Raw genomic sequence first — 24,077 nt, 5'->3', positions numbered from 1 at the left:
GCGATACCGACTGATGAATGCCCTCGAAGTACTGCGCGACTCTTTGTATTTTTTCAAACGCCATCTGGGCAGCATCGTGCAGTTGTGCCTGCCGCTGGTGATTGTCGAAGCCTTCTTGCAGCAGGCGGTCGATCACGCCACCGGGCCGGACACCTTCGCCGGCGTCAGCATCATCGTCGGCCTGCTGGTGTATCCGCTGTACACCGCCGCGCTGATCCTGTTTCTCGATGCACGCAGCCGTGGCGAGTCGCCGCGCAACCGTGACCTGCTGGCGATGGCCGCCACCCTGTGGCCACGCTTCGCCGTGCTGACCGCGCTCAATACCTTGCTGATTCTGCTTGGTCTGTCGTTGTACTTCCTGCCGGGCCTGATGCTGATGGTCATGCTCGCCTTCGCCGAATACCTGCTGGTGCTGCGCGGCCTCGGACCGTTGCAGGCGATGAAGGAAAGTCTGCGCCTGACCCGTGGGCACTTCTGGCGCATCCTGCTGTGCATTCTCTGCGTGATGACACCGTTGTGGCTGCTCAAGGGCGCGACGCTGGCGGTGTACCCCGAGCCGCAGAATCCGCTGATTGCCGGGCTGATCGACAGCGCTCACAGCTTTCTGCAACTGTTCACCAGTGTGGTGCTGTTCCGTCTGTTCATGCTGATCAGCGAATTGCCTGACAAACGTAACGGCGCAGTCTGACCGCGCCGTGCTTGGGCTTCGTCGCTGCCGTCAGGTATGCTCGGGGCCACTTTCTGTAACGCTATAAGCCGAGCCATGACCCGTCTGCTGCGCTACACCCTGCTCCTCGTCATCCTCGCCGCCGTCCTGTTCGGTGTGCTGCTGTTCAGCCTGACCTGGCGCCCCGATGCCCGCGAAACCCTGCCGGTCAGTTGCGGCACTACCGCGCCGACGCTGGTGCCGGGGCAAGCGCTGAAAGTCATGACCTGGAACGTGCAGTTCCTCGCCGGCAAGCGCTACGTATTCTGGAATGACCTGGCCGAAGGCGACGATGAGGCGCCGACCGCCGAAGACATGGCGTTCAGCCTCGACGAAGTAGCGCGGGTGATCCGTGACGAACAACCGGATGTGGTGCTGTTGCAGGAGCTCGACGACGGCGCCAAGGCCAGTGACTACCAGAATCAGCTCAAGCTGTTGCAGGAACGCGTCGCCGACCTGTATCCGTGCAGTGCCAGCGCCTTCGACTGGAAAGCCGATTTCGTCCCCGAGCCACATATCTACGGCAGCGTCGGCCGCCAGTTGGCCACGCTGAGCCGCTATCGCATCGAACACGCCGAACGCCTGCAACTGCCCGTCGCCCCGAGCAACTTCATCAGCCGCCAGTTCCAGCCCAAAGACGCTTTGCTCGCAGTCAAACTGCCGCTCAGCGATGGCGGACAACTGACCGTGTTCAACACCCACTTGCAGCGCGCCAGCCAGGCGGACGGCAACGTGCAGGCGCAAGTGGCTGCCGTGGCCAAAGTCCTCGACAAGTATGAAAGCCAAGGCCTGCCGTGGCTGATCGGTGGCGATTTCAATCTGCTGCCGCTGGGCCAGTATCGACGCCTGCCGGTCGAGCGCCGCACGCCCTACTCTGCCGACAGCGAACTGCATCTGCTGTGGGACAAGTACCCGATGATCCCGACCAACAACGAGGCCGGCGGTATCGATCGAGCCAAATGGCTGACCCATTACCCCAACGACCCCGGCCTCAACGGCCCGGATCGCACGGTGGATTATCTGTTCTACAGCCCGAAGCTCAAACGCCTGCAAGCGCAGGTGCGGCAGGACGATACCTTGCGCATCTCCGACCATTTGCCGGTGATTGCGCGGTTCCTCCTGCCCGCTGCGCCCTGAGCGCTTTGCCCTTATAAGCCGGGCGGAACGTAGCCCGGAACATAGCGGACATTGGCGCACTTGCCGTGCAGTATTCGCCCGTCTTCGATCAGGAACTGGGCGATCTTCTTCTGCTGATTGATCTTCGCCTGCAACTTGCAGGTAGAACTGTGGCCGACCTGTTGGTAGTGCTCGGTGTACACCATGCCATTGCCGGTATGGGTCATCGAAGTGCCGGCCGCTTCGGTGGAGGTCCAGCTCGCGGACTTGTGCCAGGTCAGTACGGCCAAGGGTTCGCCGTTCGGGCCGGTTTCCTTTGCCATCGCGTCGGGCGTGCCGAACAGGTCCAGTGCTTCCTGCATATCACGGCCTTCCCAGCGGCTTTGCGCTATAGTGGAACAGCCGCTCAAGAGCAATCCTGCCAGCAGGGTTGCCAGCCATAAACGTGTGTAAGTCATTGGATGCCTCGGCTTATTTCTTAAGTTCGAGCAGGCTGTCGATGTTGTCCATCATCTGGCTCTTTTGCTGAATCGGCGCGAGCTTGAAAAACATCTGCTGCAGCATCTCGATCATCTGCAGGTATTCCATCTTGCCCACGGCGGCCATGTCGTTTTTCGCGCGACTGCCCGGCGCGCAGGCAAACTTCAGCGCTTGCTGGACCCAGAACTCTTTCGGGGTCTGCCATTGGTTGGCAACTTTCAGATGACGCATGGTGTAGGCCAAACGCTCGATGGACTGGCCATTGATAAAACGCACCTTGCCCGTAGAGCATTGGGCTTCGAGGTTATAGACGTCGATCATCGGTTTGCCCGGCTCTTCATAAACCAGAGTCACCGCGACCATGGTTGCGCCTTTGGTTTTCTGCGAAGGCACCACCGACGTCGCATCGGCGACGTACATGATGTTTTTCTGGGGCACGCCGTTGCCGTAGATAATCCACCAGTCGCCAATCGGATCGGGCTCTTCGGCCATGGCCGAACTGGAGGCGGCCAATAGCGCAGCCGACAAGAAGATCAACTTCTTCAGCTTGAAAAAAGTGGTCATGGGCAGTTCCGTTCCTTGGGCGCAAGTTGCCAGGCAACAAGGCTGTTATTGTTCAGGCGGCGATTTTGCGAGCCGGAACAACCAAGGGCAATTAGCACGGATGGGCTAATGGCGCGCAGCCATTGCGGGTCAGGTGCCGCGTGGTTTCGCCCGCGCCGTGGCTTCGGCGACCAAGGGATCGTCCGGCCAATAGTGCTTCGGATAGCGCCCCTTGAGATCCTTCTTCACCTCGGCATAGGTGCTGCGCCAGAAGTTGGCCAGGTCCTGCGTGACCTGCACCGGCCGCCGCGCCGGCGAGAGCAGATGCAGCTTGACCACTTGCCGGCCACCGGCAATCCGTGGCGTATCGGCCAGACCAAACAGCTCTTGCAAACGCACCGCGAGAATCGGTGGATGTTCGCTGTAATCCAGACGAATCGATGACCCCGACGGCACGCTCAAATGATGCGGCGCCAGTTCGTCGAGCTTCTGCGGCAGCGGCCACGGCAGCAGATTACGCACGATGCTCGACAGGTCGAGGCTGGCGAAATGGCTGAGCCGCGAGACCTTGCCCAGATACGGCATCAGCCAGTCTTCCAGGGTATTCAACAATGCCGCATCGCTGACATCCGGCCATTGGCTGTCGTCCTGAGTGCTCAGATCAAGCTGACGCAACAGCGCCACCCGCGCTTGCCATTGGCGCAGTTCCGGCGTCCACGGCAACAACTCAAGACCCTTGCGCCGCACCAGATTGACCAGCGCCTGACTGCGCGCGTTTTCATCCAGACCGGTCAACGGTTCGCGGCTGAGAATCAGCTCGCCGACCTTGCGCTGGCGCTCGGCACGCAGCACGCCTTCGCGTTCATCCCAATCGAGTTGATCGACGCTGCGCACTTGTTCGGCGAGCACCGAATCGAACAGCGCCGGATCGAAATCCGCCGCCAGATAGATGCGTTCTTCGCGCTGGCCCTGACGGCTGCCGAGGTCGGCGATAACGATCCACTCATGCTTCATCAAGCTGTCGGCCTCAGCAAACAGCGCCGCGCGACCGTTGGCCAAACGGTATTCGGCGCCACCGGCCCGCCGTTGCTGGGCGACGCGATCCGGGTAGGCCAGCGCCAACAGCGCGCCGAGCCAGCGCGGATGCTCGGGATCGTTTACCGGTTCGCTCGGCTTGCCGCGCAAGTAGCCGCGATACTGCCGAGCCAATTGCCGGGCGCGTTGCACCCCGCCCTGCGCGCCACGACCGGCACGTTCTTCGCCGGAAAGCAGAACCAATCGGCTGTGCAGATCCGCACCAGCGCCGCGCAGGATATCGCGCTCGCCGAGCAGCGCCGCCACATCGCAGGCCATTGCCGCCAGCCCCAGCGCCTGACCGCGCAACAGCAAATGCGCGATGCGCGGATGCGCCGGCAGTTCGGCCATGGCCTGGCCGTGGGCCGTCAGCGTGTCGCCGTGCAAGGCGCCGAGGCGTTGCAGCAGATCCTGCGCTTGGGCATACGCGGCGGCGGGTGGCACGTCGAGCCAGACCAGTTCGCCCGGCGTCACGCCCCAGCGCCCGAGTTGCAAAGTGAGGCTGGCCAGATCCGCCGAGAGAATTTCCGCGCTGCCATAAGCCGCCAGTTGTTCGTGCTGATCCTGTGACCACAAGCGATAACACACGCCCGGCTCCAATCGCCCGGCGCGGCCGGCACGCTGGGTGGCGCTGGCCTTGGAGATGCGTTGGGTGTCGAGGCGGGTCATGCCGCTGCCCGGATCGAAACGCGGCACCCGCGCCAATCCGGCATCGATGACCACGCGTACGCCGTTGATGGTCAGGCTGGTCTCGGCAATGTTGGTTGCCAGCACCACTTTGCGCTGACCGGGCGGCGCCGGGTCGATTGCCGCGCGTTGCGCATTGAGGTCGAGTTCGCCGTGCAACGGGCACAGCAGAACGTCTTTGCGCTCGCCGATTGCGTCGACCAGTTGCTGATGTACGCGACGGATCTCCGCCTGTCCCGGCAGGAACACCAACAGGCTGCCGGTCTCGTCGTGCAGCGCTTCGAGTACGGTTTGGGTAACGCGCTGGTCGATGTATTCACCCGGTTGGAACGGCCGGCCCCAGCGCATCGTCACCGGGTACATGCGCCCTTCACTGCGCAGGATCGGCGCGTCATCGAGCAAGCCGGCCAGGCGCTCGCCTTCGAGGGTCGCCGACATCAGCAGAATCTTCAGCGGCTGTTCAGCGCGAAACAGCTCGCGACCGTTCAGACTGAGCGCCAGCGCCAGATCGGCGTCGAGACTGCGTTCATGAAATTCGTCGAAGATCAGCAGGCCCACACCGTCCAGCGCCGGGTCGTCCTGCAAGCGCCTGGTGAGGATGCCTTCGGTGACCACCTCGATACGCGTCTTCGGGCCGACCTTGCTGTCGAGGCGGATGCGATAGCCGACGGTTTCACCGACCTGCTCGCCGAGCTCGCTGGCCAAACGCTCCGCCGCCGCCCGCGCAGCCAAGCGCCGTGGTTCGAGCATGACGATGGTCTGCCCGGCCAGCCAGGCTTCGTTGAGCAAGGCCAAGGGCACGCGGGTGGTTTTACCGGCGCCGGGAGGTGCTTCGAGCACGGCTTCGTGGCGTGACGCGAGGGCTTCACGCAGGGCGGGTAAAACATCGTCGATCGGCAAAGAAATCATGCTGGCTCCCAAACAGAGGGCCGAGTATAACGGCGAACTGCCGGGCGTTCGTCAGGGTCTTAACTTCACAAGACGAAGCTTCGTTATTTGATGACTCAGGAGACATTTCCATGCGCTTACCCTCTCGCCTGATCGGCGGTGTTCTGGTTGCCACTCTGCTCACGCAATTGTCGGCGTGCGGTTCGATTTTCTACCCGGACCGCCGTGGCCAGATCGACGGCAAGATCGACCCGGCGATTGCCGTGCTCGATGCCGTCGGCCTGCTGTTCTACATCATTCCCGGGCTGATCGCGTTTGCCGTCGACTTCGCCACCGGGGCGATCTATTTCGAACCGGGCCACACCGCGCAGATCGATCCGGCCAAGCTCAAGCAAGCCATCGGCCCGGATGGACAGGTCGACAATCACAAGTTGCAGGCGATTCTCGAGAGCGAGCTGGGCCGAGATTTTCCTCTGGATGATCCGCGCCTGATCCAGCACAAGGGCAGCACTCAGCAACTGGCGATGTTCGGCCTGCAACCCGCTGCTTGAATAAGGACGTTCAATGACCTCCAGCCCCGAACACGCCCGCCTGCTGCGGCTGGCGACCCGCGCCTCGGTGGCGGTCGCCTGCACGCTGATCGTCGCCAAGGCGATTGCCTGGTGGCTCAGCGGATCGGTGAGCATGCTCGCCGGCCTCACCGACTCGGCGCTGGATGGCGTCACCTCGATGCTCAACCTGCTGGCGGTGCATTACGCCTTGCGCCCGGCGGATGATGATCACCGTTATGGCCACGGCAAAGCCGAATCGCTGGCGGGCATGGCGCAGGCGTTGTTCATCGGTGGCAGCGCGGTGCTGATCGCGTTTCAAGCCTACCAACGCTTGCAGACGCCGGAACCACTTGGCGCACCGTGGCTGAGCATCGGTGTGATCGTGTTTTCCCTGCTGCTGACTGCCGCGCTGCTGATGCTGCAACACCGGGTGATCAAGCAGACCGGCTCCAACGCCGTGCGTGCCGACTCGCTGCATTACCGTTCGGACCTGCTGCTCAACGGCAGCATCCTGATCGCGCTGGTGTTGGCCCGGATGGGTTTTGCGCAACTGGATGCGTGGTTCGGCCTGGGGATCGCCGCGTACATCTTCTGGAGCGCAATCCAGATTGCCCGGGAAAGTTTTTCGGTGCTGATGGACGAGGAACTGCCGACCGATGTCAGCCAGCACATGCTCGAACTGGCGTGCAGCGTCCCCGGCGTACTGGGTGCGCATGACTTGCGCACGCGGATCTCGGGCAACCACTGGTTCGTGCAATTGCACCTGGAATTGCCGGGCGAACTGACCCTGTCAGTCGCCCATGGCATCAGCGATCAAGCGGCGGCGGCAATACACAAGGCTTATCCCAGAGCCGAGGTACTGGTCCACGCCGATCCTGTAAAAGCAGCCACAAGCGAAAAGCCTCTAGCTTCAAGCTTGTAGCTTGCAGCTTGTAGCTTGTGCAGCTGCCCCTATCTGACCTGATAACCGCGACTGCTCAGGCAGTTGCCCTGCGCCTGGCGATAGGCCTGAACCACTTCGGGTGCCGGTTGATAGGTCGCGGTGCGCGGGTCGAAACCGCTTTGCTGCACCGCGTACTGAGAGCACTGGTAACCGTCCTGCTGCACTTGCTGCGGCGACTGGCCGTTGGCCGGATAGGCTTCGACGTCATAGCCTTGAGATTGTGGTTGCGGCGGTTGCTGCAGCGGCGGCTCGACCACCACGTAATCCTGCGTCGCCTCTTGATAGGCGTAATACGAGCCGGCGGCGAGGAACAGCAGCGAGCCGCCGATCCACACTTCACGGGCGTAATCCGGCAAATACTGGATGCGGATCCCGCGCGGTGGTTGCACGACGATGTAGCGCGGGCCTTGCGGGCGATACCAGTAGCCGCCGGAATAGAAGTAATCCTGACCGCGATACGGCACGCGGTAATCACGATCCGGGAAACGGTCGATCACATGGCCCGGACGATACTGCGGGCCAGGCCCCCAGCCATTGCCATGACCGTTCGGCCGTCCCGGCCAGCGGTTGTCATCGGGACGCGGCTGCGTCTGCCATTGCTGATTGTGGTAACCATTCTGCGGGCGCTCGTCGCGGTAGTAACCCTGACGCGGTTCCTGGGTCTGGCGCACGGCGTCGGGTCGCGGCTGGATCGGCAGGTTGTTGCCCGGCTGGCGAGGCGGTTGCGGACGCTCATCGGCACGGTTGCGGTTCTGCCATTGACCGTCATTGTTATGCGGCTGGCCGTTGTGCTCGAACTGACGGCTGTTGTCGCCACGGATGATCCCGTCGTTCTGCGGCCCGTTGCCCGGCCCACGAATCTGCGGCTCATCGGCCAGCGCTTGCGCACTGACACCCACACACAGCAAACCAACACCGGCCAGACGCCAGATGCGCGAATTCATGCTTTTCCTCACTGCGGGAGCCTGTCGTTGGCAGGGCTTGTTGCTGAGACTCGAAACAGCCCCACCGGGTTCTGCAACAGGTTATCAGTCGCGGGACATATTTATTGAGGCGCCAAGATGAAATCGCAGGCAAGAAAAAAGGGAGACCCGTCGGCCTCCCTTCTGAGAACTTCGTCCTGGCTCGACGCTTTTGACGTCGGCTCACCTCACGCCGTCTTCTGGACAGTGTGCAGCTCGGGGGCCGGCACATCCCCGGTGGGGGTGGCGGCCGCGGCGGGCCTGATTGGGCGGGCCGCGTGGACTGTGTTACCGAGCAGTGATTCTGGTGATAAGAATAGGCCTGAAGCCGCGACAGAGGATTGCGAAAATTGCTCAATTAAACACTGCTTGCGCAATTTTTAACCCTGGATAGATAATCCGCCGCAATAGTTACGACCAAGGACAGATTGATGAGCAAACTCGACCGGTATGACCTGAGTATTTTGGCGGAATTGCAGCGCGACGCCCGTATCTCCAACCAGGAACTGGCCGAGCGCATCGGTCTGTCGCCCTCGCCTTGCTCGCGCCGGGTCAAGCAACTGGAAGACGATGGCTATATCTCGCGCCAGGTTGCATTGCTCGATCGCAAGATGCTCGGGCTGAGTCTGACCGCGTATGTGCTGATCGGCATGGACCGGCACACGCCGGAACGCTTCGAGAATTTCGAAGCGGCAATCCGCACATTGCCGCAAGTGCTGGAGTGCAGTCTGGTGACCGGAGTGGATGCTGACTACCAGTTGAAAGTGGTGGTGCCGGATATGGATCACTATCAGAAATTACTGCTGGGGCACCTGACCCGGATTGAAGGGGTCACCAGCGTGCGGTCGAGTTTTGTGCTGAACCAGGTGCTCAACAGCACCGAACTGCCGCTGACTCATTTGCGTAGCTGATATCGCTTTCGCGAGCAGGCTCGCTCCCACAGGGGAATGCATTTCAACCTGTGGGAGCGAGCCTGCTCGCGAAGGGGCCGGCACAGGCGACGCAGATCAATGCCCCGCCATCCGCCCTTGGCGTATACTCGCCGCCGCCCTTTCAGCCCTGTCCGCGCCGGAGATCGCCAATGGATCCAGCACTGTTCGAAGAGTGGATGATGACCGGTCTGGTCAGCATCCTGATCATTTTCATGGGTTTCATCGTCTGGGATCTGGCGAAGAAGTCCAAGGCCGGGCGGTTCGGCTCGTTCATTCTGTTTTTCGTGCTGGGCCTGGGCGTGGCCGCGTTCATCATCAAGAGTGTGGTGATCGGCCTGATCGAATCCGGCGCCTTATAAGCGCGCCGGCACTTCCTGCCACTGGCCCTGATCCAGCCCTTCAATCGTCCAGTCGCCAATCCTGACCCGCACCAGACGCAACGTCGGCAGCCCGACCGCCGCCGTCATGCGCCGCACCTGACGGTTGCGTCCTTCGCGAATCACCAGTTCCAGCCATGAAGTCGGTATGGTCGCGCGAAAGCGTACCGGCGGATTGCGCGGCCACAATTGCGGCTCAGCCAGTTGCCGCGCTTCGGCGGGCAGAGTCATGCCGTCATTCAGCTCGACGCCATCACGCAGGCGCTGCAACTGCTCGGCCGTCGGCTCGCCCTCCACCTGCACCCAATAAGTCTTCGCCAGTTTGTGTTTCGGATCGGCGATGCGCGCCTGCAACTGGCCGTCGTTGGTCAGCAGCAACAAACCTTCGCTGTCGCGATCCAGACGTCCGGCCGGGTAAATCCCCGGCACATCGATGTAATCCTTGAGTGTCGCCCGCCCTTCACCGTCGCTGAATTGCGTCAGCACATCGAAGGGTTTGTTGAACAGGATCAGTTTCGGCTCGGCCGGTGGTGCCTTGGCAACACGGCGCGGGGCAGAAGACTGAGGCTTCACGCCGGGACGGCGGGAAGGTGGACGCGGGGGACGGGACATAAGAGACAGAACATTTAGCGATCAGGGCTGACAATGCTAGTGCCCCGACCGCCAAATGACCACGACTAACCGTTAACGGAACGGCGGCTCGTCGAAGCTGCGCAACTTGCGCGAGTGCAGCGAGTTGAGTTCGGTACGCAGCAGATCCACCGCTTCGATGCCGATTTTCAAATGCTGGCTGACCGCGCGCTCATAGAAGGCGTTGGCCGAGCCCGGCAGTTTGATTTCGCTGTGCAGCGGCTTGTCCGAAACGCAGAGCAACGTGCCGTAAGGCACACGCAGGCGATAACCTTGCGCTGCAATCGTGCCGCTTTCCATGTCCACCGCAACCGCGCGGGACAGGTTGATCAGCGGCCGCTCCTGAGCCCAGCGCAGTTCCCAGTTACGGTCGTCGTAGGTCAGAACCGTGCCGGTGCGCAGGCGTTTCTTCAAGTCGTCGCCTTTCTCTCCGGTGACATTCGCCGCTGCCTGTTGAAGCGCAAGCTGCACTTCGGCCAGTGCCGGGATCGGAATATTCGGCGGCACCACACGATCAAGAATGCCGTCGCGGCGCATGTAGGCGTGAGCCAGCACGTAGTCGCCGATGGTCTGCGACTGACGCAGGCCGCCGCAGTGGCCGATCATCAGCCAGCAATGCGGGCGCAGCACGGCCAGGTGATCGGTGATGTTCTTGGCGTTGGACGGGCCGACACCGATGTTGACCAGCGTCACGCCGTGGCCATCGCTGGCGATCAGGTGATAGGCCGGCATCTGGTAACGGTGCCAGACCACACCGGCGGCAATCGCCGAGGCTTCGCCGTGGTCCATGCTCTTCTCGATGATCACGTTGCCCGGCAGGACCATGCGCACGAAACGCGGGTCGCGGCGCAACTGCTCCAGACCATGAACGATGAACTGATCGACGTAGCGATGATAGTTGGTCAGCAGAATCCACGGCTGCACATGGCGCCAGTCACTGCCGGTGTAATGCACCAGCCGGCGCAGCGAGAAATCCACGCGCGCGGCGTCGAACAGTGCCAGTGGCAGCGGATCGGTGTTTTCCCAGTCGTAGAGGCCGTCGGCAATGCCATCGGTAGCGGCGGACAGATCGGTGCTCGGGAACACCCGCGCCAGCACCGCTGCAGTGACGCCGGAACCGGCCAGTTCATCGCCCTGCTCGACCACATACGGATACGGAATGTTCTGCTGGCTGACGCCGACTTCGACGGTCACGGTGAAGTCGTGCATCAACGGCGTCAGTTGTTCGAGCAGGTATTTGCGAAACGCCGCCGGGTGGGTGACGGTGACGCTGTAAGTACCGGGCAACTGCACCTTGGCGTAAGCGCGGGTGGTCTGCGGCACTTCGCCCTGGCAGTGGTAGGTCAGACGCAGTTCGGGATAACGAAACAGGGCACGCTGTTCGGCGTCGGGCTCGACGCGGTCCTTGAGGTAACGCTTGAGGGCAGAATTCAGCGCAGTGGTGGCCCGCTCATGCAGCTCGGCCAGACGATCCACGGCTTGTTCGGCGGTTTGAACGACAATAAACGCTTCGGTCACGATCAGCTTCCTGTGTTCTGACTTGCAGAGCTTCATCTTGCCTGCATCGTGGACGCACGGGAACAGTGGCGTTGTGGGTGTACCGAAATCTTTCAGTTAACCCGAATCCCTGTGGGAGCTGGCTTGCCAGCGATGAGGCCATCACATTCAACATCGATGTTGACTGACAGACCGCCATCGCTGGCAAGCCAGCTCCCACAGGGTTTTGTGGTGTCGGGAAAATTGCGGTCAGAAAAGCTGTGGAGTCGAGCGGGCGACGATCGCTTCAACGTCCAGCCCACGCGGCAACGCGCCGTAGACGCGACCGCCACCGCTCAGACGGCTGGCAATGAAAGCATCGCTTACGGCTGAATTCCCCGCCTCCAATAGAAGCTTGGCCTGCAAACCGAGCGCAATGTCTTCGGTCAACTGCCGCGCCCGATACTGAATGTCACTGGTGTCCTTGAACTGCGCCTGCAACTGCTGAATGTGCGCGGCCAGACGTTTGTCGCCATGGCCGTCGCCCAGTTCGCTGAACAGCACATCGAGCACGCCCGGCTCCTTCGAAAGAGCGCGCAGCACGTCGAGACATTGCACATTCCCCGACCCTTCCCACGTCGAGTTCACCGGCGCTTCCCGGTACAGGCGCGGCAGGATGCTGTCCTCGACATATCCAGCACCGCCCATGCATTCGGCGGCTTCGTTGATCATTCCTGGCGCGCGCTTGCAGATCCAGTATTTGCCCACTGCCGTCACCAGCCGCGCGAACTGCGCTTCGTGGCGATCATTCAGATGGTCCAGCGCCTTGCCCATGCGCAGACTCAGCGCCAACGCCGCTTCGCTCTCCAGCGCCAGATCGGCCAGCACGTTTTGCATCAGCGGCTGCTCGCTGAGCAATTTGCCGCCGACCTTGCGATGCGCGCAGTGATGGCTGGCCTGGGTCAGTGCCTGGCGCATCAGCGAGCTGGAGCCGACCATGCAATCGAAGCGGGTCATCGCCACCATTTCGATAATGGTCGGCACGCCGCGCCCTTCTTCGCCGATCATCCATGCCAGCGCCCCACGAAACTCCACTTCGCTGGAGGCGTTGGACTGGTTGCCGAGTTTGTTTTTCAGACGCTGGATGTAGAACTGATTGCGCGTGTCGTCCGGGCGATGGCGCGGCAGCAGGAAGCAACTCAAGCCCTTGTCGGTTTGCGCCAATGTCAGGAAGGCGTCGCACATCGGCGCCGAGCAGAACCACTTGTGCCCGACCAGCTCATAGGCCTGACCCGGGCCGCTGGCGCCGACCGGATAGGCTTTGGTGGTGTTGGCGCGAACGTCGGTGCCGCCCTGCTTCTCGGTCATCGCCATGCCGATGGTCACGCCGGCCTTGTGCGCCATGCCGACGTTGCGTGGATCGTATTCGGTGGCGAGGACTTTCGGCAGCCACTGTTCGGCCAGGTCAGGCTGCAAGCGCAGGGCCGGCACGCTGGCGAAAGTCATGGTCAGCGGGCAACCACTGCCGGCCTCGGCCTGGCTGTGCAGATAGGTCATCGACGCGCGGGCGACATGCGCGCCGTCCTGCGGGTGTGCCCAAGGCAGCGAGGTCAGGCCATGTTCGATCGCAGTGCGCATGAGCTCGTGGTAAGCCGGGTGAAACTCGACCAGATCGATGCGATGGCCGTAGCGATCATGGCTGGCAAATACCGGTTTGTTCTGGTTGGCGAGAAACCCCGCTTCCATCAGCGGCCCACCCGCCAGTGCGCCATAGGCATCGATGCGCGACTCGGCCCAACCGGCACCAAAACGCCGCGACCACTCCTGCAGCGGCAGGTCGATGCGGTACAGGTTGGTGCCGTCCAGCGACGGCGGCTGATTGGTGACTTCGTGGGTTTCGGCGAACTGATGCAGGTTCATGACGGCGCTCCGTGTTCAGCAATGGCACCAGTTAAGCACTGGTGCTTTTTTGAACAAAGTGTCATAGACGCCGTTTTTGCGGCGCTTTTACCCCATCAGCAACTGAGCACGCGGCGCTGCAAGGCAGCCTGCAGATCCTCGAATTTCACCGGTTTGTGCAGATAGTCGATAGGCGCGCCCGGGGCGCATTGTTCGCGATCCGCACCCAGCGCCAGCATGAACACTGGCAAATGCGCGCAGCCTGGCAATGCATGGATCTGGCAGCACAGCGATGCGCCTTCGTGGTTGGGCAACTGGCAATCGATCAGCACTGCATCGAAGCTTTCCCGTTGCAGGCAGTCCAGCGCAGCGGCGCCGTTATCCGCGCTGCGCACGCGGAAACCGAGCTTGAGCAACATGCCGCGCATCACCAGTTGATTGACGCTGTTGTCGTCCACCAGCAGCACTGTGCAGTCCTGCGGCGCACGAATGCAATCGCGAGGCGGCTGATCCGCAGGCGCTTCGATCACCGGCAGTTCGAATTCGACATCGAGCTGGAAGCGGCTGCCGCGTCCGGGCTCGGAGCGATGGGTGAGTTTGCCGCCGAGCAACTCGACCAGTTGCCGGCAGATCGCCAGACCCACCCCCAGGCCGCCGTATTCGCGAGTCATCGAACCGTCGAGCTGGAAGAAACGCTGATACAGGGTCGCCTCGCCCAGATCAGTGAAACCGATACCGGTGTCGATCACCGCAAACGACAGCGCCATGCGCTCATCCGCCGACGGCCGCCCGGTGACGCGCAGCGCCAACCCGCCGACGCGGGTGAACTTGATCGCATTGTCCAGCAGGCATTCCAGGCACTGCGCCAGTTTCGCGCTGTCGCCGAGCAAGCGATCCGGCAGGGTCGGCAGCACCTCGACCTTGAAGTCCAGCGACTTGCTCGCTGCATTGCCTTCGAACTGCACGCGCAACGCTTCGATCACGCCGCGCAGGCTGAAACTGCCCGGCGTCGCCTTGAGCTTGCCGGCCTGCAACTCAGTGAGCGTGAGGATGCCATTGACCATGCGCATCATGTCGCGGGCGGAACCGGCGGCGGTCTGTTGATATTGCTCAAGCTCGGGATCGAGGTCGACGGTCTGCATCAGCTCCAGCGAACCGATCACGCCGTTCATCGGCGTGCGCAATTCGTGGGTCAGCGTCGCGAGGAATTCGTCCTTGAGCTTGTTGCTGTGGGCCAGTTGCTGGTTGAGCACTTCGAGTTTCTGCCCGGCGTCGAACAAAGTCTGCGCCTGTTGTTCGCGCATGGCGTTGATGCGATCGGCCAGCGCCAGCGACAGCAGCGCAACCTCGATCGCCGAGCCGATCTGGCTGGCGTACATGGTCAGGAACACGTTGGGCAGCAGGCCCAGCACCATCAGCGTATTGACGATGCCGCCGAGCAGGAACGCCGACCAGGCGATGATGAAGTAACGCGCCACGCGCAAGCCGCGCCACCAGGCAAGAATCCCGGCGGCAAAGATCACCACGGTGAAGGTCAGCGCCAGTGTGGTCGCCAGGCGCAGGGCCAGGGCGTAACTGGTCATCAGCGACAGGCCGATCACCAGCGCACTGAAGGCAATCAGGCCGATCAGCAAGCGATCCAGCCAGGGGCTGTGGGTCTTGGTCTGCAGGAAACTGCGGGCGAACTGGCTGCCGAACAGCCCGGCGCAACCGATGAAGAATGGCGTCGCGGCGTTGGCCCACCATGGGTTGTCCGGCCAGAAATACTCGACCGCCGCGCCATTCACCGACAATTGATAGAGGCCGAACGAGCCGATATAGAAGATGTAATAGAGGTAGCTGGTGTCGCGCACGCTCAGGTAAATGAACAGGTTGTAGACCAGCATCCCCAACAGCACGCCATAAATGATGCCGAGCACATACAGGCGCACCGGTTGGTCTTCGAGGTACGCGGTGCTCGACCACAACGTCACCGGCGCCTGGATCGAGCCTTCGCTGGCCAGTCGCAGGTACAGCGTCTGCTGTTGATCCGGTTTGAACGGCAAGTCGAACAGGTAATTGTTCTGGCGGATCTCGCGACTGGCGAAGGGCAAGGCATCGCCGGTCTGGCGCACCAGTCGGTATGCACCGGTGGCATCAGGCAAGTAAAGATCGAGGTGATCGAGTGGCGGATACGCCAGTTCCAGTAGCCAGGTGCGCTGGGCGGCCGGGTTGCTCGGGCGGTAATGCAGGTCGATCTTCAGCCAGAACGCCGAACGCGAGTAACCGGCGTTGAGCGTGGCTTTGTCGTGAGCTTTGAACTGACCGGCGGCGTCTTGCGCACGGACGTCGGCAATCGTCGCCTGACCGCTCGGGTCTTCGAACACTTGCAGCGATCGGCCCAGTGGCAGGCTCTGGGTGAATTCGTCGAATTCGACGGCGCTCGCCATAAGGGGCAAGCAGAACAGCAACATCAGCAAATAGCGCATTGAAGCCCCAGCGTGGCTCGTCCGGTTGTGTCAGGAAGCCCCCCATTCCCTTTGAGTAGACGTAAAACCGGTATTACCTGTGATTGTTTGGATCCAGCCTAGCATAGCCGTTGATGGCCATTGAGCACCATGGAAATTTTTCCTACAACGGCTCTAGAACGGGCGTTCCAGGGCAAAGCACCGAGATAGAGCTGTTGGAATGGTCAGGAACGTCAAAGATCGCAGCCTCCGGCAGCTCCTGCATTTATCTTGCTCTGCCACCCACACCCCAAAATCAGCTTTGGTGGTAAGCTCGCGCACCATGAATATCTACAGCTCCCGCCCCGTTGTCCTCTGTCTCTCCGGCCACGACCCCAGTGGTGGCGCCGGCTTGCAGGCAGATATCGAAGCCCTGCTCGCGCAGGGTTGCCATGCGGCTCCGGCCGTCACCGCCCTGACCGTGCAAGACACCGTCAACGTCACTGACTTCCGCGTCCTCGACCGTGAGTGGGTACTGGCCCAGGCCAACGCCGTGCTCAACGACTCCGAAGTCGCCGCAGTGAAACTGGGCATGCTCGGGTCGCTGGAGATGGTCGACACCGTGGTCGAACTGCTCTCGGCGCACCCGCACCTGCCAGTGGTCTGCGACCCGGTGCTGCGTGCCGGCGGCGGCGGACGCCTGGGCAAGGACGAGGTCGGCTATGCGATGCGCGAGCGTCTGCTGCCGCTGTCGATCATTGCCACGCCCAATCTTCCTGAAGCGCGCATCCTCGCCGAACTGCCCGAAGGCACGGCCGACGAGTGCGCGGAAAAACTCCTGCCATTCGTCAAAAACCTGCTGATTACCGGCGGCCATGGCGACGAAACTGAAATCCACAACCGCGTGTACAGCCGCGACGGCCTGCGCGAAACCTTTATCTGCCAGCGCCTGCCGGGCAGCTATCACGGCTCCGGTTGCACGCTGGCCAGCGCTTTGGCCGGGCGACTCGCTCAGGGCGAACACCTGGCCAGTGCCGTGCGCAGTGCGCTGGATTACACCTGGCGGACGCTGCGCGATGCCGAACAACTGGGCAAAGGCCAGTTCGTGCCGCGTCGCCTGCCGCTGGATTTCTGCTCGTAACGTCGTGAGGTCTGCCCGATGAAACTCCGTGGCCTGTATGCCATTACCGACAGCCAGTTGCTGGCCGGCAAGTTTCTGTCTTACGTGGAGGCGGCGCTCGACGGCGGCGTCACCCTGCTGCAATACCGCGACAAGAGCAGCGACGAGGCCCGCCGTCTGCGCGAGGCCGAGGCGTTGCGCAACTTGTGCGAGCGCTACAAGACGCAGCTGATCATCAACGATGACGCCGAGCTGGCCGCACGCCTCAACGTCGGCGTGCACCTCGGGCAGACCGACGGCCCGCTGTCGCCGACCCGCGCGCTGCTCGGTTCGAAAGCCATCATCGGTTCGACTTGTCACGGGCAAATCGCCCTGGCCGAACAGGCTGCCAAAGAAGGCGCGAGTTACGTTGCCTTTGGCCGCTTCTTCAATTCCACCACCAAACCCGGTGCGCCGAGTTGCAGCCTCGACTTGCTCGACGAAGCCAAACGCACGCTGCACTTGCCGGTCTGCGCGATCGGCGGGATCACCCTCGATAACGCCGCGCCACTGGTCGAGCACGGTGTCGATCTGCTCGCCGTGATCCACGGTTTGTTCGGCGCCGAGAGCAGCGCCGAAGTGACCCGCCGCGCCCGCGCCTTCAACGAACTTCTGAAAATCTGATTTGAGAGCCCGATCATGTCTCGTTCCGAAACCCTGTTTGCCAATGCTCAGAAACACATCCCCGGCGGCGTCAACTCGCCGGTGCGCGCGTTCAAGAGCGTCGGCGGCACCCCGCTGTTCTTCAAACACGCCGAAGGCGCTTACGTCACCGACGAAGATGACAAGCGTTATGTCGATTACGTGGGTTCGTGGGGGCCGATGATCCTCGGCCACAGCCATCCGGACGTGCTCGACGCGGTGCGCAATCAGCTGCAACACGGCCTGTCCTACGGCGCGCCGACGTCGATGGAAACCGAGATGGCCGATCTGGTCTGCTCGCTGGTGCCGTCGATGGACATGGTGCGCATGGTCAGCTCCGGCACCGAAGCGACCATGAGCGCGATCCGTCTGGCCCGTGGTTACACCGGTCGCGACAGCATCATCAAATTCGAAGGCTGCTACCACGGCCACTCCGACAGCCTGCTGGTCAAGGCCGGTTCCGGCGCTCTGACCCAGGGCGTACCGAGCTCGGCCGGCGTGCCGGCAGCCTTCGCCAAACACACCCTGACCCTGCCGTTCAACGACATCGACGCGGTTGAAGCGATGCTCGCCGAAGTGGGCGAGGACGTGGCGTGCATCATCGTCGAACCGGTCGCCGGCAACATGAACTGCGTGCCGCCAGCGCCGGGCTTCCTCGAAGGCCTGCGTTCGCTGTGTGACAAGCACGGCGTGGTGTTGATTTTCGACGAAGTGATGACCGGTTTCCGCGTCGCCCTCGGCGGTGCCCAGGCGCACTACGGTGTGACGCCGGACCTGACCACGTTCGGCAAGATCATCGGCGGCGGTATGCCGGTGGGCTGCTTCGGTGGCAAACGCGAGATCATGCAGCGCATCGCCCCACTGGGCCCGGTGTATCAGGCCGGTACGTTGTCGGGTAATCCACTGGCGATGGCTGCCGGCCTGACGACCCTGCGCCTGATCAGCCGCCCGGGCTTCCACGCCGAACTGACCGACTACACCGCGCGCATGCTCGACGGTCTGCAGCAGCGTGCCGATGCTGCGGGCATCCCGTTCGTGACCACTCAGGCCGGCGGCATGTTCGGTCTGTACTTCAGCGGCGCCGACGACATCGTCACCTTCGACGACGTGATGGCCAGCGACGCGGCAATGTTCGGTCGCTTCTTCCACTTGATGCTCGAAGGTGGCGTGTACCTGGCGCCGAGCGCTTTCGAAGCCGGTTTCACCTCGATCGCCCACGGCGAAGCCGAGTTGCAACTGACGCTGGACGCTGCCGAGCGCGCCTTCGCCGCATTGAAATAGTCGCCGTACCGCTGACGTTGGCTATGGCCAGCGTCAGCTTTCGCCTACATCCGCTCGGTTTTTCCGACGCGTCTGCGAAAATCCTGCCTGAATCGGGCGATATATTCCCCACGCAGCAGAAAAACGAGTAAAGACTTTGTAAGGTTGGCCCTGCTTATTTCATAATGCGCGCTTATTGGATCCCTCGACGGGTCCGCGTGCCCTTCAGAGGTAAGTCGATTCCCATGAACCGCACCGGCCGCACCCTTGCATTGGGCTGCCTGTTGCTCCTTCAGCCCCTGCTCGCGCATGCACAAGCAGGCGGCAACTCGTTGTTGATCCCGGCGATGGGTCGTTGCACCCTCAATACTCAGCCGCAAGACGTCACGCAGGCATTGGCCGCCTGCCAGAAAGCGGCGGACGAAGGGGACGCGCAAGCGCAATACGAGTTGGGTGAGTTCTACTACGACGGCAAGAACGCGCCGCGCGACCTCAATCAAGCCCTGAGCTATTTCGAAAAGGCCTCGCTGCAAGGCCACGCCCAGGCGCAATTCAAGCTCGGCAGCATGTTCTTCCACGGTGAAGGCGTGCAGGCCAACAATATCCAGGCCTACATCGTGCTGAAGATGGCAGCGGTCAATGGTGCTGAAGAGGCATTGGACACGGCTGACGAAGTCTCGGAAAAAATGTCCCGCGAAGATCTCGAAACCGCCACTCAGGTGCTCGGGCAGATTTTCCGCAAATACCTGATGGAACTGCAGAACGCCGACGGGCGCACGCCATTCTCCCCACTGCCCTAAAGGCTGTGGAGATTACCTGTGGCGAGGGGATTTATCCCCGTTGGGCTGCGAAGCGGCCCCAAACCCTGCAACCCGGTTCTGTCTGACACATATTGCTGGATGGATTGCGACTGCTTCGCAGCCGAGCGGGGCGGTGCGACGTTTCGCTAAATCCCCTCGCCACAACATCATTCCAAATCCAAAGCTGTGCTTACTTCTCAGGCATCGGCATCGGAAACGGCATGACATTGCCGACCGCGCCCCGGGCTTCGCTGATTTTCGGCGTGCCCAGACGTTCCACTTCGTCGATGCGCACGATCGAATGCATCGGTACAAAGCTGCGCACCACGCCTTCGAATTGCGCCTTGAGCTTTTCTTCGCTCGGGTCGACGACCATTTGCGTACGCTCGCCAAAGACGAATTCTTCAACTTCCAGGAAACCCCACAGATCACTTTGATAGATCTGCTTGGCGTACATTTCGAACACCTGGCCCTGGTTGAGGAAAATCACCTTGTAGATTGGAGCTTCGCGTTTGGTCATGGCGGGCGGATAACATCGGGGTAAAAATGAGGGCGCGAACTATAGCATAGCCACCGGACGCACAGCGGTAGGAACCTGACGGCTTGTTCCCTATAATGCGCGGTTCTTTGAATCACGTGACGACCCGAATCCATGGCCAAGAAGCTTTACATCGAAACCCACGGTTGCCAGATGAACGAGTACGACAGCTCGCGCATGGTCGATCTGCTGGGCGAACATCAGGCCCTGGAAGTCACCGCTCGCGCGGAAGACGCCGACGTGATTCTGCTCAACACCTGCTCGATCCGCGAACGCGCGCAAGACCGCGTGTATTCGCAACTCGGCCGCTGGCGCGAACTGAAGCTGGCCAACCCGGACATGGTCATCGCCGTCGGCGGTTGTGTGGCCAGTCAGGAAGGCGCGGCGATCCGCGATCGCGCGCCGTACGTCGATGTGGTGTTCGGCCCGCAGACCCTGCACCGTCTGCCGGAAATGATCGACGCCGCGCGCAGCAGCAAGCTGCCGCAGGTCGACGTGTCGTTCCCGGAAATCGAAAAATTCGACCACCTGCCCGAGCCGCGCATCGACGGTCCGAGCGCTTATGTGTCAGTGATGGAAGGTTGCAGCAAGTACTGCACGTTCTGCGTGGTGCCGTACACCCGTGGCGAAGAGGTCAGCCGACCGTTCGAAGACGTGATCGCGGAAATCATTCACCTGGCCGAACACGGCGTGCGTGAAGTGACCTTGCTCGGGCAGAACGTCAACGGCTATCGCGGCCAGACCCACGACGGTCGCCTGGCCGACCTGGCCGAACTGATCCGCGTGGTCGCCGCTGTCGATGGCATCGACCGCATCCGCTACACCACGTCGCATCCGCTGGAGTTCTCCGACAGCCTGATCCAGGCCCACGCCGAAGTGCCGGAACTGGTCAAGCACTTGCACTTGCCAGTGCAGTCGGGCTCGGACCGGATTCTCGCGGCGATGAAGCGCAACCACACGGCGCTGGAGTACAAATCCAAGCTGCGCAAATTGCGCGCCGCCGTACCGGGGATCTGCATCAGTTCGGACTTCATCGTCGGCTTCCCGGGCGAGACCGAGAAAGACTTCGAGCAGACCATGAAGCTGATTGCCGATGTCGGCTTCGATTTCTCCTATTCGTTCGTCTACAGCCAGCGCCCGGGCACGCCCGCTGCCGATCTGGCCGACGACACCCCGGAAGAATTGAAGAAAGAACGTCTGAACGCGCTGCAACATCGTTTGAATCAGCAGGGCTTCGAAATCAGCCGACAAATGGTCGGTTCGATCCAGCGCATTCTGGTGACCGATTACTCGAAGAAAGACCCGGGCGAGCTGCAGGGCCGCACCGAGAATAACCGTATCGTCAACTTCCGCTGCGACAATCCCACCCTGATCGGTCAGTTCGCCGATGTGCACATCGACGCCGCGCAACCGCACTCACTGCGTGGTTCTTTAATTCAATAACGCCGCATTTCTCCTGTGGGAGCGAGCCTGCTCGCGAAGGCGGTCTGTCAGACACATCAATTTTGAATGTGTCGCCGCCTTCGCGAGCAGGCTCGCTCCCACAGGTAAAGCGCAGCGGCGCTGATCGGCTGAGATATTTAAGAGCTTTCGCACCCACGCCACTGGCGTTATCCTTGATTTCATCCTAATTGCCCCAGGGCGGCTAAATACGACCTTGAACGCACCCATCGAACCACATCGTTTTCTCCTCGAGCCTTTTGAGGCTCGCCGCTTCGCCAATCTGTGCGGGCAATTCGACGAGCATTTGCGCTTGATCGAACAGCGCCTGGCCATCGAGATCCGCAATCGCGGAAACCAGTTCGAGTTGATTGGCGATCCAAAACTCACCACGTCCGCGGAAAACCTGCTGCGCCGCCTGTACCGGGAAACCAAGGGTACCGAGCTGTCGCCAGACCTGGTGCACCTGTTCATTCAGGAATCAGCAGATATCGACAACCCGGCCCCTGCCGAAGCGACTGTCGCCCTGCGCACCAAGAAAGGCATGATTCGCCCGCGCGGCTTGAATCAGCAGCGCTACGTGAAGGAAATCCTCGGTAACGACATCAACTTCGGCATCGGCCCGGCCGGTACCGGCAAGACCTATCTGGCCGTGGCCTGCGCGGTAGATGCGCTGGAGCGCGAGCAGATCCGCCGCATCCTGCTGGTGCGTCCGGCGGTCGAAGCGGGGGAAAAACTCGGCTTCCTGCCCGGCGACCTGTCGCAGAAGATCGACCCGTACCTGCGCCCGCTCTACGACGCGCTGTACGAAATGCTCGGTTTCGAATACGTCGCCAAGCTGATCGAGAAACAGGTGATCGAAGTCGCGCCGCTGGCCTACATGCGCGGTCGTACGCTGAACAACAGCTTCATCATTCTCGACGAGAGCCAGAACACCACCGTCGAGCAGATGAAGATGTTCCTCACGCGCATCGGCTTCGGCTCCACCGCCGTGATCACCGGCGACATCACCCAGGTCGACCTGCCGCGCGGCACCAAGTCCGGCCTGCACCATGTGATCGAAGTGCTCAAAGACGTGCCGGGCATCAGCTTCACCCATTTCCAGCCCAAAGACGTCGTGCGCCACCCGTTGGTGCAGCGGATCGTCGAGGCCTACGAGCGCTTCGAGACCCGTGCCGAAGCTGCGAAGGAAGCCTCGCGCGATGCTTGAGCTGGATCTGCAAATCGCCACCGAGGCCAGCGCGCCGAGTGAAGCCGAGTTCCGCCAGTGGTGCGAACTGGCCCTGCGCCAGCGCAGCGCTGATTCGGAAATGACCATTCGTCTGGTCGACGAGGAAGAAGGCCGCGAGCTCAATCACACCTGGCGCCACAAGGACTACGCGACCAATGTGTTGTCGTTCCCGGCGGAAGTGCCTGACGAGTTTCTCGATATTCCGCTGCTCGGCGATCTGGTGATCTGCGTGGCCGTGGTCGAACGCGAAGCCGCCGAGCAGGGCAAGGAACTAAAGGCCCACTGGGCACATCTGGTCATTCACGGTTGCTTGCATCTGCTCGGTTACGACCATATAGATGACGACGAAGCCGAAGAAATGGAAGCACTGGAACGCGAGTTGCTTGCTGAACTGGGCTATCCCGATCCGTACGCGGATGACGAAACCGAACACTCCCCCATCGTTACAACAAAGGATTCAGAGTAATCGCTATGAGCGAAGATCGATCGAGCAACGGGCAGAAGTCATGGCTGGGTAAACTGACCCAGGCTTTTGCCCACGAGCCGAAGAACCGTCAGGAGCTCCTCGAGCTGCTGCGTGATGCACATCAGAACAAACTGCTGGACAGCGAAGCGCTGGCCATCGTCGAAGGCGCCATCCAGGTGGCTGACCTGCAAGTGCGCGACATCATGGTGCCGCGCTCGCAGATGATCAGCATCAAGGCGACCCAGACACCCCGCGAATTCCTCCCTGCCGTGGTCGACTCGGCCCACTCGCGCTATCCGGTCATCGGCGAAAGCCACGACGACGTGATGGGCGTGCTGCTGGCCAAGGATCTGCTGCCGCTGATCCTCAAGGAGAACGGCGACAGCTTCAACATCAAGGACCTGCTGCGCCCGGCCACCTTCGTGCCGGAGTCCAAGCGTCTGAACGTGTTGCTGCGTGAATTCCGCGCCAACCACAACCACATGGCGATCGTCATCGACGAGTACGGCGGCGTCGCCGGTCTAGTGACCATCGAAGACGTGCTCGAGCAGATCGTCGGCGACATCGAGGACGAGCACGACGTCGAAGAAGACAGCTACATCAAGCCGCTGCCCAGCGGTGACTTCCTGATCAAGGCGCTGACGCCGATCGAGAACTTCAATGAGTTCTTCGACAGCGAGTTCTCCGACGACGAGTTCGACACCGTCGGCGGTCTGGTGATGAGCGCGTTCGGCCACTTACCAAAACGCAACGAAACCACTGAAATCGGCGCTTATCGTTTCCGCATCCTGAACGCCGACAGCCGTCGGATTCATTTGCTGCGACTGACACCTATCGCTCGTTAATTCTAA

At 61.7% G+C, this 24,077-nt stretch carries 23 protein-coding genes; 14 read left to right on the top strand and 9 right to left on the bottom strand.

Annotation, left to right across the window (positions count from 1 at the left end):
- Positions 1 to 13 precede the first annotated feature (13 nt).
- Positions 14 to 688 (top strand): YciC family protein, encoded by a 675-nt coding sequence (locus J5M66_RS10600; RefSeq protein ID WP_016773061.1) that lies wholly within the window; start codon positions 14 to 16, stop codon positions 686 to 688.
- Positions 689 to 763: 75 nt separating this feature from the next.
- The gene (locus J5M66_RS10595) at positions 764 to 1,843 is read left to right on the top strand and encodes an endonuclease/exonuclease/phosphatase family protein (protein ID WP_024014427.1); all 1,080 of its coding nucleotides are present in this window, start codon (positions 764 to 766) and stop codon (positions 1,841 to 1,843) included.
- Positions 1,844 to 1,854: 11 nt separating this feature from the next.
- Here J5M66_RS10595 and J5M66_RS10590 read toward each other — a convergent pair whose 3' ends face one another.
- The 3 genes from J5M66_RS10590 to hrpB form a co-directional block, all read right to left on the bottom strand.
- Positions 1,855 to 2,280: a hypothetical protein gene (locus J5M66_RS10590; RefSeq protein WP_024014428.1), complete on the bottom strand. Its 426-nt coding sequence runs from the start codon at positions 2,278 to 2,280 to the stop codon at positions 1,855 to 1,857.
- 13 nt (positions 2,281 to 2,293) lie between these two features.
- Complete coding sequence (locus tag J5M66_RS10585) at positions 2,294 to 2,866, bottom strand: hypothetical protein (RefSeq protein ID WP_207808211.1); 573 nt, start codon at positions 2,864 to 2,866, stop codon at positions 2,294 to 2,296.
- A 129-nt stretch (positions 2,867 to 2,995) separates the two neighbouring features.
- Positions 2,996 to 5,515: an ATP-dependent helicase HrpB gene (gene hrpB, locus J5M66_RS10580; RefSeq protein WP_207808212.1), complete on the bottom strand. Its 2,520-nt coding sequence runs from the start codon at positions 5,513 to 5,515 to the stop codon at positions 2,996 to 2,998.
- Between the two features lie 110 nt (positions 5,516 to 5,625).
- On the opposite strand from hrpB, the gene J5M66_RS10575 reads away from it, so the two are divergent.
- Positions 5,626 to 6,045, top strand: a complete 420-nt coding sequence (locus J5M66_RS10575; protein WP_016773056.1) for a hypothetical protein — start codon at positions 5,626 to 5,628, stop codon at positions 6,043 to 6,045.
- 13 nt (positions 6,046 to 6,058) lie between these two features.
- Complete coding sequence (locus J5M66_RS10570) at positions 6,059 to 6,967, top strand: cation diffusion facilitator family transporter (RefSeq protein WP_207808213.1); 909 nt, start codon at positions 6,059 to 6,061, stop codon at positions 6,965 to 6,967.
- Positions 6,968 to 6,996: 29 nt separating this feature from the next.
- On the opposite strand, the gene J5M66_RS10565 is transcribed toward J5M66_RS10570, so the two are convergent.
- Complete coding sequence (locus J5M66_RS10565; protein WP_207808214.1) at positions 6,997 to 7,932, bottom strand: DUF6515 family protein; 936 nt, start codon at positions 7,930 to 7,932, stop codon at positions 6,997 to 6,999.
- Between the two features lie 449 nt (positions 7,933 to 8,381).
- Between J5M66_RS10565 and J5M66_RS10560 the strand changes: the two genes are divergently transcribed.
- Positions 8,382 to 8,861: an Lrp/AsnC family transcriptional regulator gene (locus J5M66_RS10560; RefSeq protein WP_007909658.1), complete on the top strand. Its 480-nt coding sequence runs from the start codon at positions 8,382 to 8,384 to the stop codon at positions 8,859 to 8,861.
- A gap of 170 nt (positions 8,862 to 9,031) precedes the next feature.
- A complete protein-coding gene (locus tag J5M66_RS10555; protein WP_016773053.1) occupies positions 9,032 to 9,241 on the top strand; it encodes a DUF2788 domain-containing protein in 210 nt (69 codons plus the stop codon).
- On the opposite strand, the gene J5M66_RS10550 is transcribed toward J5M66_RS10555, so the two are convergent.
- From J5M66_RS10550 to J5M66_RS10535, 4 genes are all read right to left on the bottom strand, one after another.
- Entirely contained in the window at positions 9,236 to 9,871 is a 636-nt protein-coding gene (locus J5M66_RS10550; protein ID WP_016773052.1) for a pseudouridine synthase, read from the bottom strand. The genes J5M66_RS10555 and J5M66_RS10550 overlap by 6 nt on opposite strands.
- 72 nt (positions 9,872 to 9,943) lie before the next feature.
- A complete protein-coding gene (amn, locus tag J5M66_RS10545; protein ID WP_016773051.1) occupies positions 9,944 to 11,443 on the bottom strand; it encodes an AMP nucleosidase in 1,500 nt (499 codons plus the stop codon).
- Positions 11,444 to 11,635: 192 nt separating this feature from the next.
- Complete coding sequence (locus J5M66_RS10540; RefSeq protein ID WP_207808215.1) at positions 11,636 to 13,285, bottom strand: acyl-CoA dehydrogenase family protein; 1,650 nt, start codon at positions 13,283 to 13,285, stop codon at positions 11,636 to 11,638.
- A 95-nt stretch (positions 13,286 to 13,380) separates the two neighbouring features.
- Positions 13,381 to 15,732, bottom strand: coding sequence for a hybrid sensor histidine kinase/response regulator (locus J5M66_RS10535; RefSeq protein ID WP_207808216.1), 2,352 nt, complete (start codon positions 15,730 to 15,732; stop codon positions 13,381 to 13,383).
- A gap of 301 nt (positions 15,733 to 16,033) precedes the next feature.
- Here J5M66_RS10535 and J5M66_RS10530 point away from each other — a divergent pair, with 301 nt between their 5' ends.
- The 4 genes from J5M66_RS10530 (at position 16,034) to J5M66_RS10515 (ending at position 19,551) form a co-directional block, all read left to right on the top strand.
- A complete protein-coding gene (locus tag J5M66_RS10530; protein ID WP_007909650.1) occupies positions 16,034 to 16,831 on the top strand; it encodes a hydroxymethylpyrimidine/phosphomethylpyrimidine kinase in 798 nt (265 codons plus the stop codon).
- Positions 16,832 to 16,849: 18 nt separating this feature from the next.
- Positions 16,850 to 17,473, top strand: a complete 624-nt coding sequence (gene thiE / locus J5M66_RS10525) for a thiamine phosphate synthase (RefSeq protein WP_024014437.1) — start codon at positions 16,850 to 16,852, stop codon at positions 17,471 to 17,473.
- A 15-nt stretch (positions 17,474 to 17,488) separates the two neighbouring features.
- The gene (gene hemL, locus J5M66_RS10520; RefSeq protein WP_016773047.1) at positions 17,489 to 18,772 is read left to right on the top strand and encodes a glutamate-1-semialdehyde 2,1-aminomutase; all 1,284 of its coding nucleotides are present in this window, start codon (positions 17,489 to 17,491) and stop codon (positions 18,770 to 18,772) included.
- Positions 18,773 to 18,996: 224 nt separating this feature from the next.
- Positions 18,997 to 19,551 (top strand): tetratricopeptide repeat protein, encoded by a 555-nt coding sequence (locus tag J5M66_RS10515; protein WP_016773046.1) that lies wholly within the window; start codon positions 18,997 to 18,999, stop codon positions 19,549 to 19,551.
- A gap of 190 nt (positions 19,552 to 19,741) precedes the next feature.
- On the opposite strand, the gene J5M66_RS10510 is transcribed toward J5M66_RS10515, so the two are convergent.
- Positions 19,742 to 20,071 (bottom strand): DUF1820 family protein, encoded by a 330-nt coding sequence (locus J5M66_RS10510; protein ID WP_016773045.1) that lies wholly within the window; start codon positions 20,069 to 20,071, stop codon positions 19,742 to 19,744.
- Between the two features lie 132 nt (positions 20,072 to 20,203).
- Between J5M66_RS10510 and miaB the strand changes: the two genes are divergently transcribed.
- From miaB to J5M66_RS10490, 4 genes are all read left to right on the top strand, one after another.
- A complete protein-coding gene (gene miaB / locus J5M66_RS10505) occupies positions 20,204 to 21,532 on the top strand; it encodes a tRNA (N6-isopentenyl adenosine(37)-C2)-methylthiotransferase MiaB (RefSeq protein ID WP_136494074.1) in 1,329 nt (442 codons plus the stop codon).
- Between the two features lie 214 nt (positions 21,533 to 21,746).
- Entirely contained in the window at positions 21,747 to 22,739 is a 993-nt protein-coding gene (locus J5M66_RS10500; RefSeq protein WP_016773043.1) for a PhoH family protein, read from the top strand.
- Entirely contained in the window at positions 22,732 to 23,226 is a 495-nt protein-coding gene (gene ybeY, locus J5M66_RS10495) for an rRNA maturation RNase YbeY (RefSeq protein ID WP_016773042.1), read from the top strand. Before J5M66_RS10500 ends, ybeY begins: the two co-directional genes overlap by 8 nt.
- Positions 23,227 to 23,231: 5 nt before the next feature.
- A complete protein-coding gene (locus J5M66_RS10490; RefSeq protein ID WP_122610970.1) occupies positions 23,232 to 24,071 on the top strand; it encodes an HlyC/CorC family transporter in 840 nt (279 codons plus the stop codon).
- Positions 24,072 to 24,077 lie beyond the last annotated feature (6 nt).

Origin of the sequence: Pseudomonas sp. 67(2021), assembly GCF_017491835.1 — a bacterium.
In the GTDB taxonomy this organism is placed as follows: domain Bacteria; phylum Pseudomonadota; class Gammaproteobacteria; order Pseudomonadales; family Pseudomonadaceae; genus Aquipseudomonas; species Aquipseudomonas atacamensis.
This window is presented reverse-complemented; position numbering and strand designations above follow the sequence as displayed.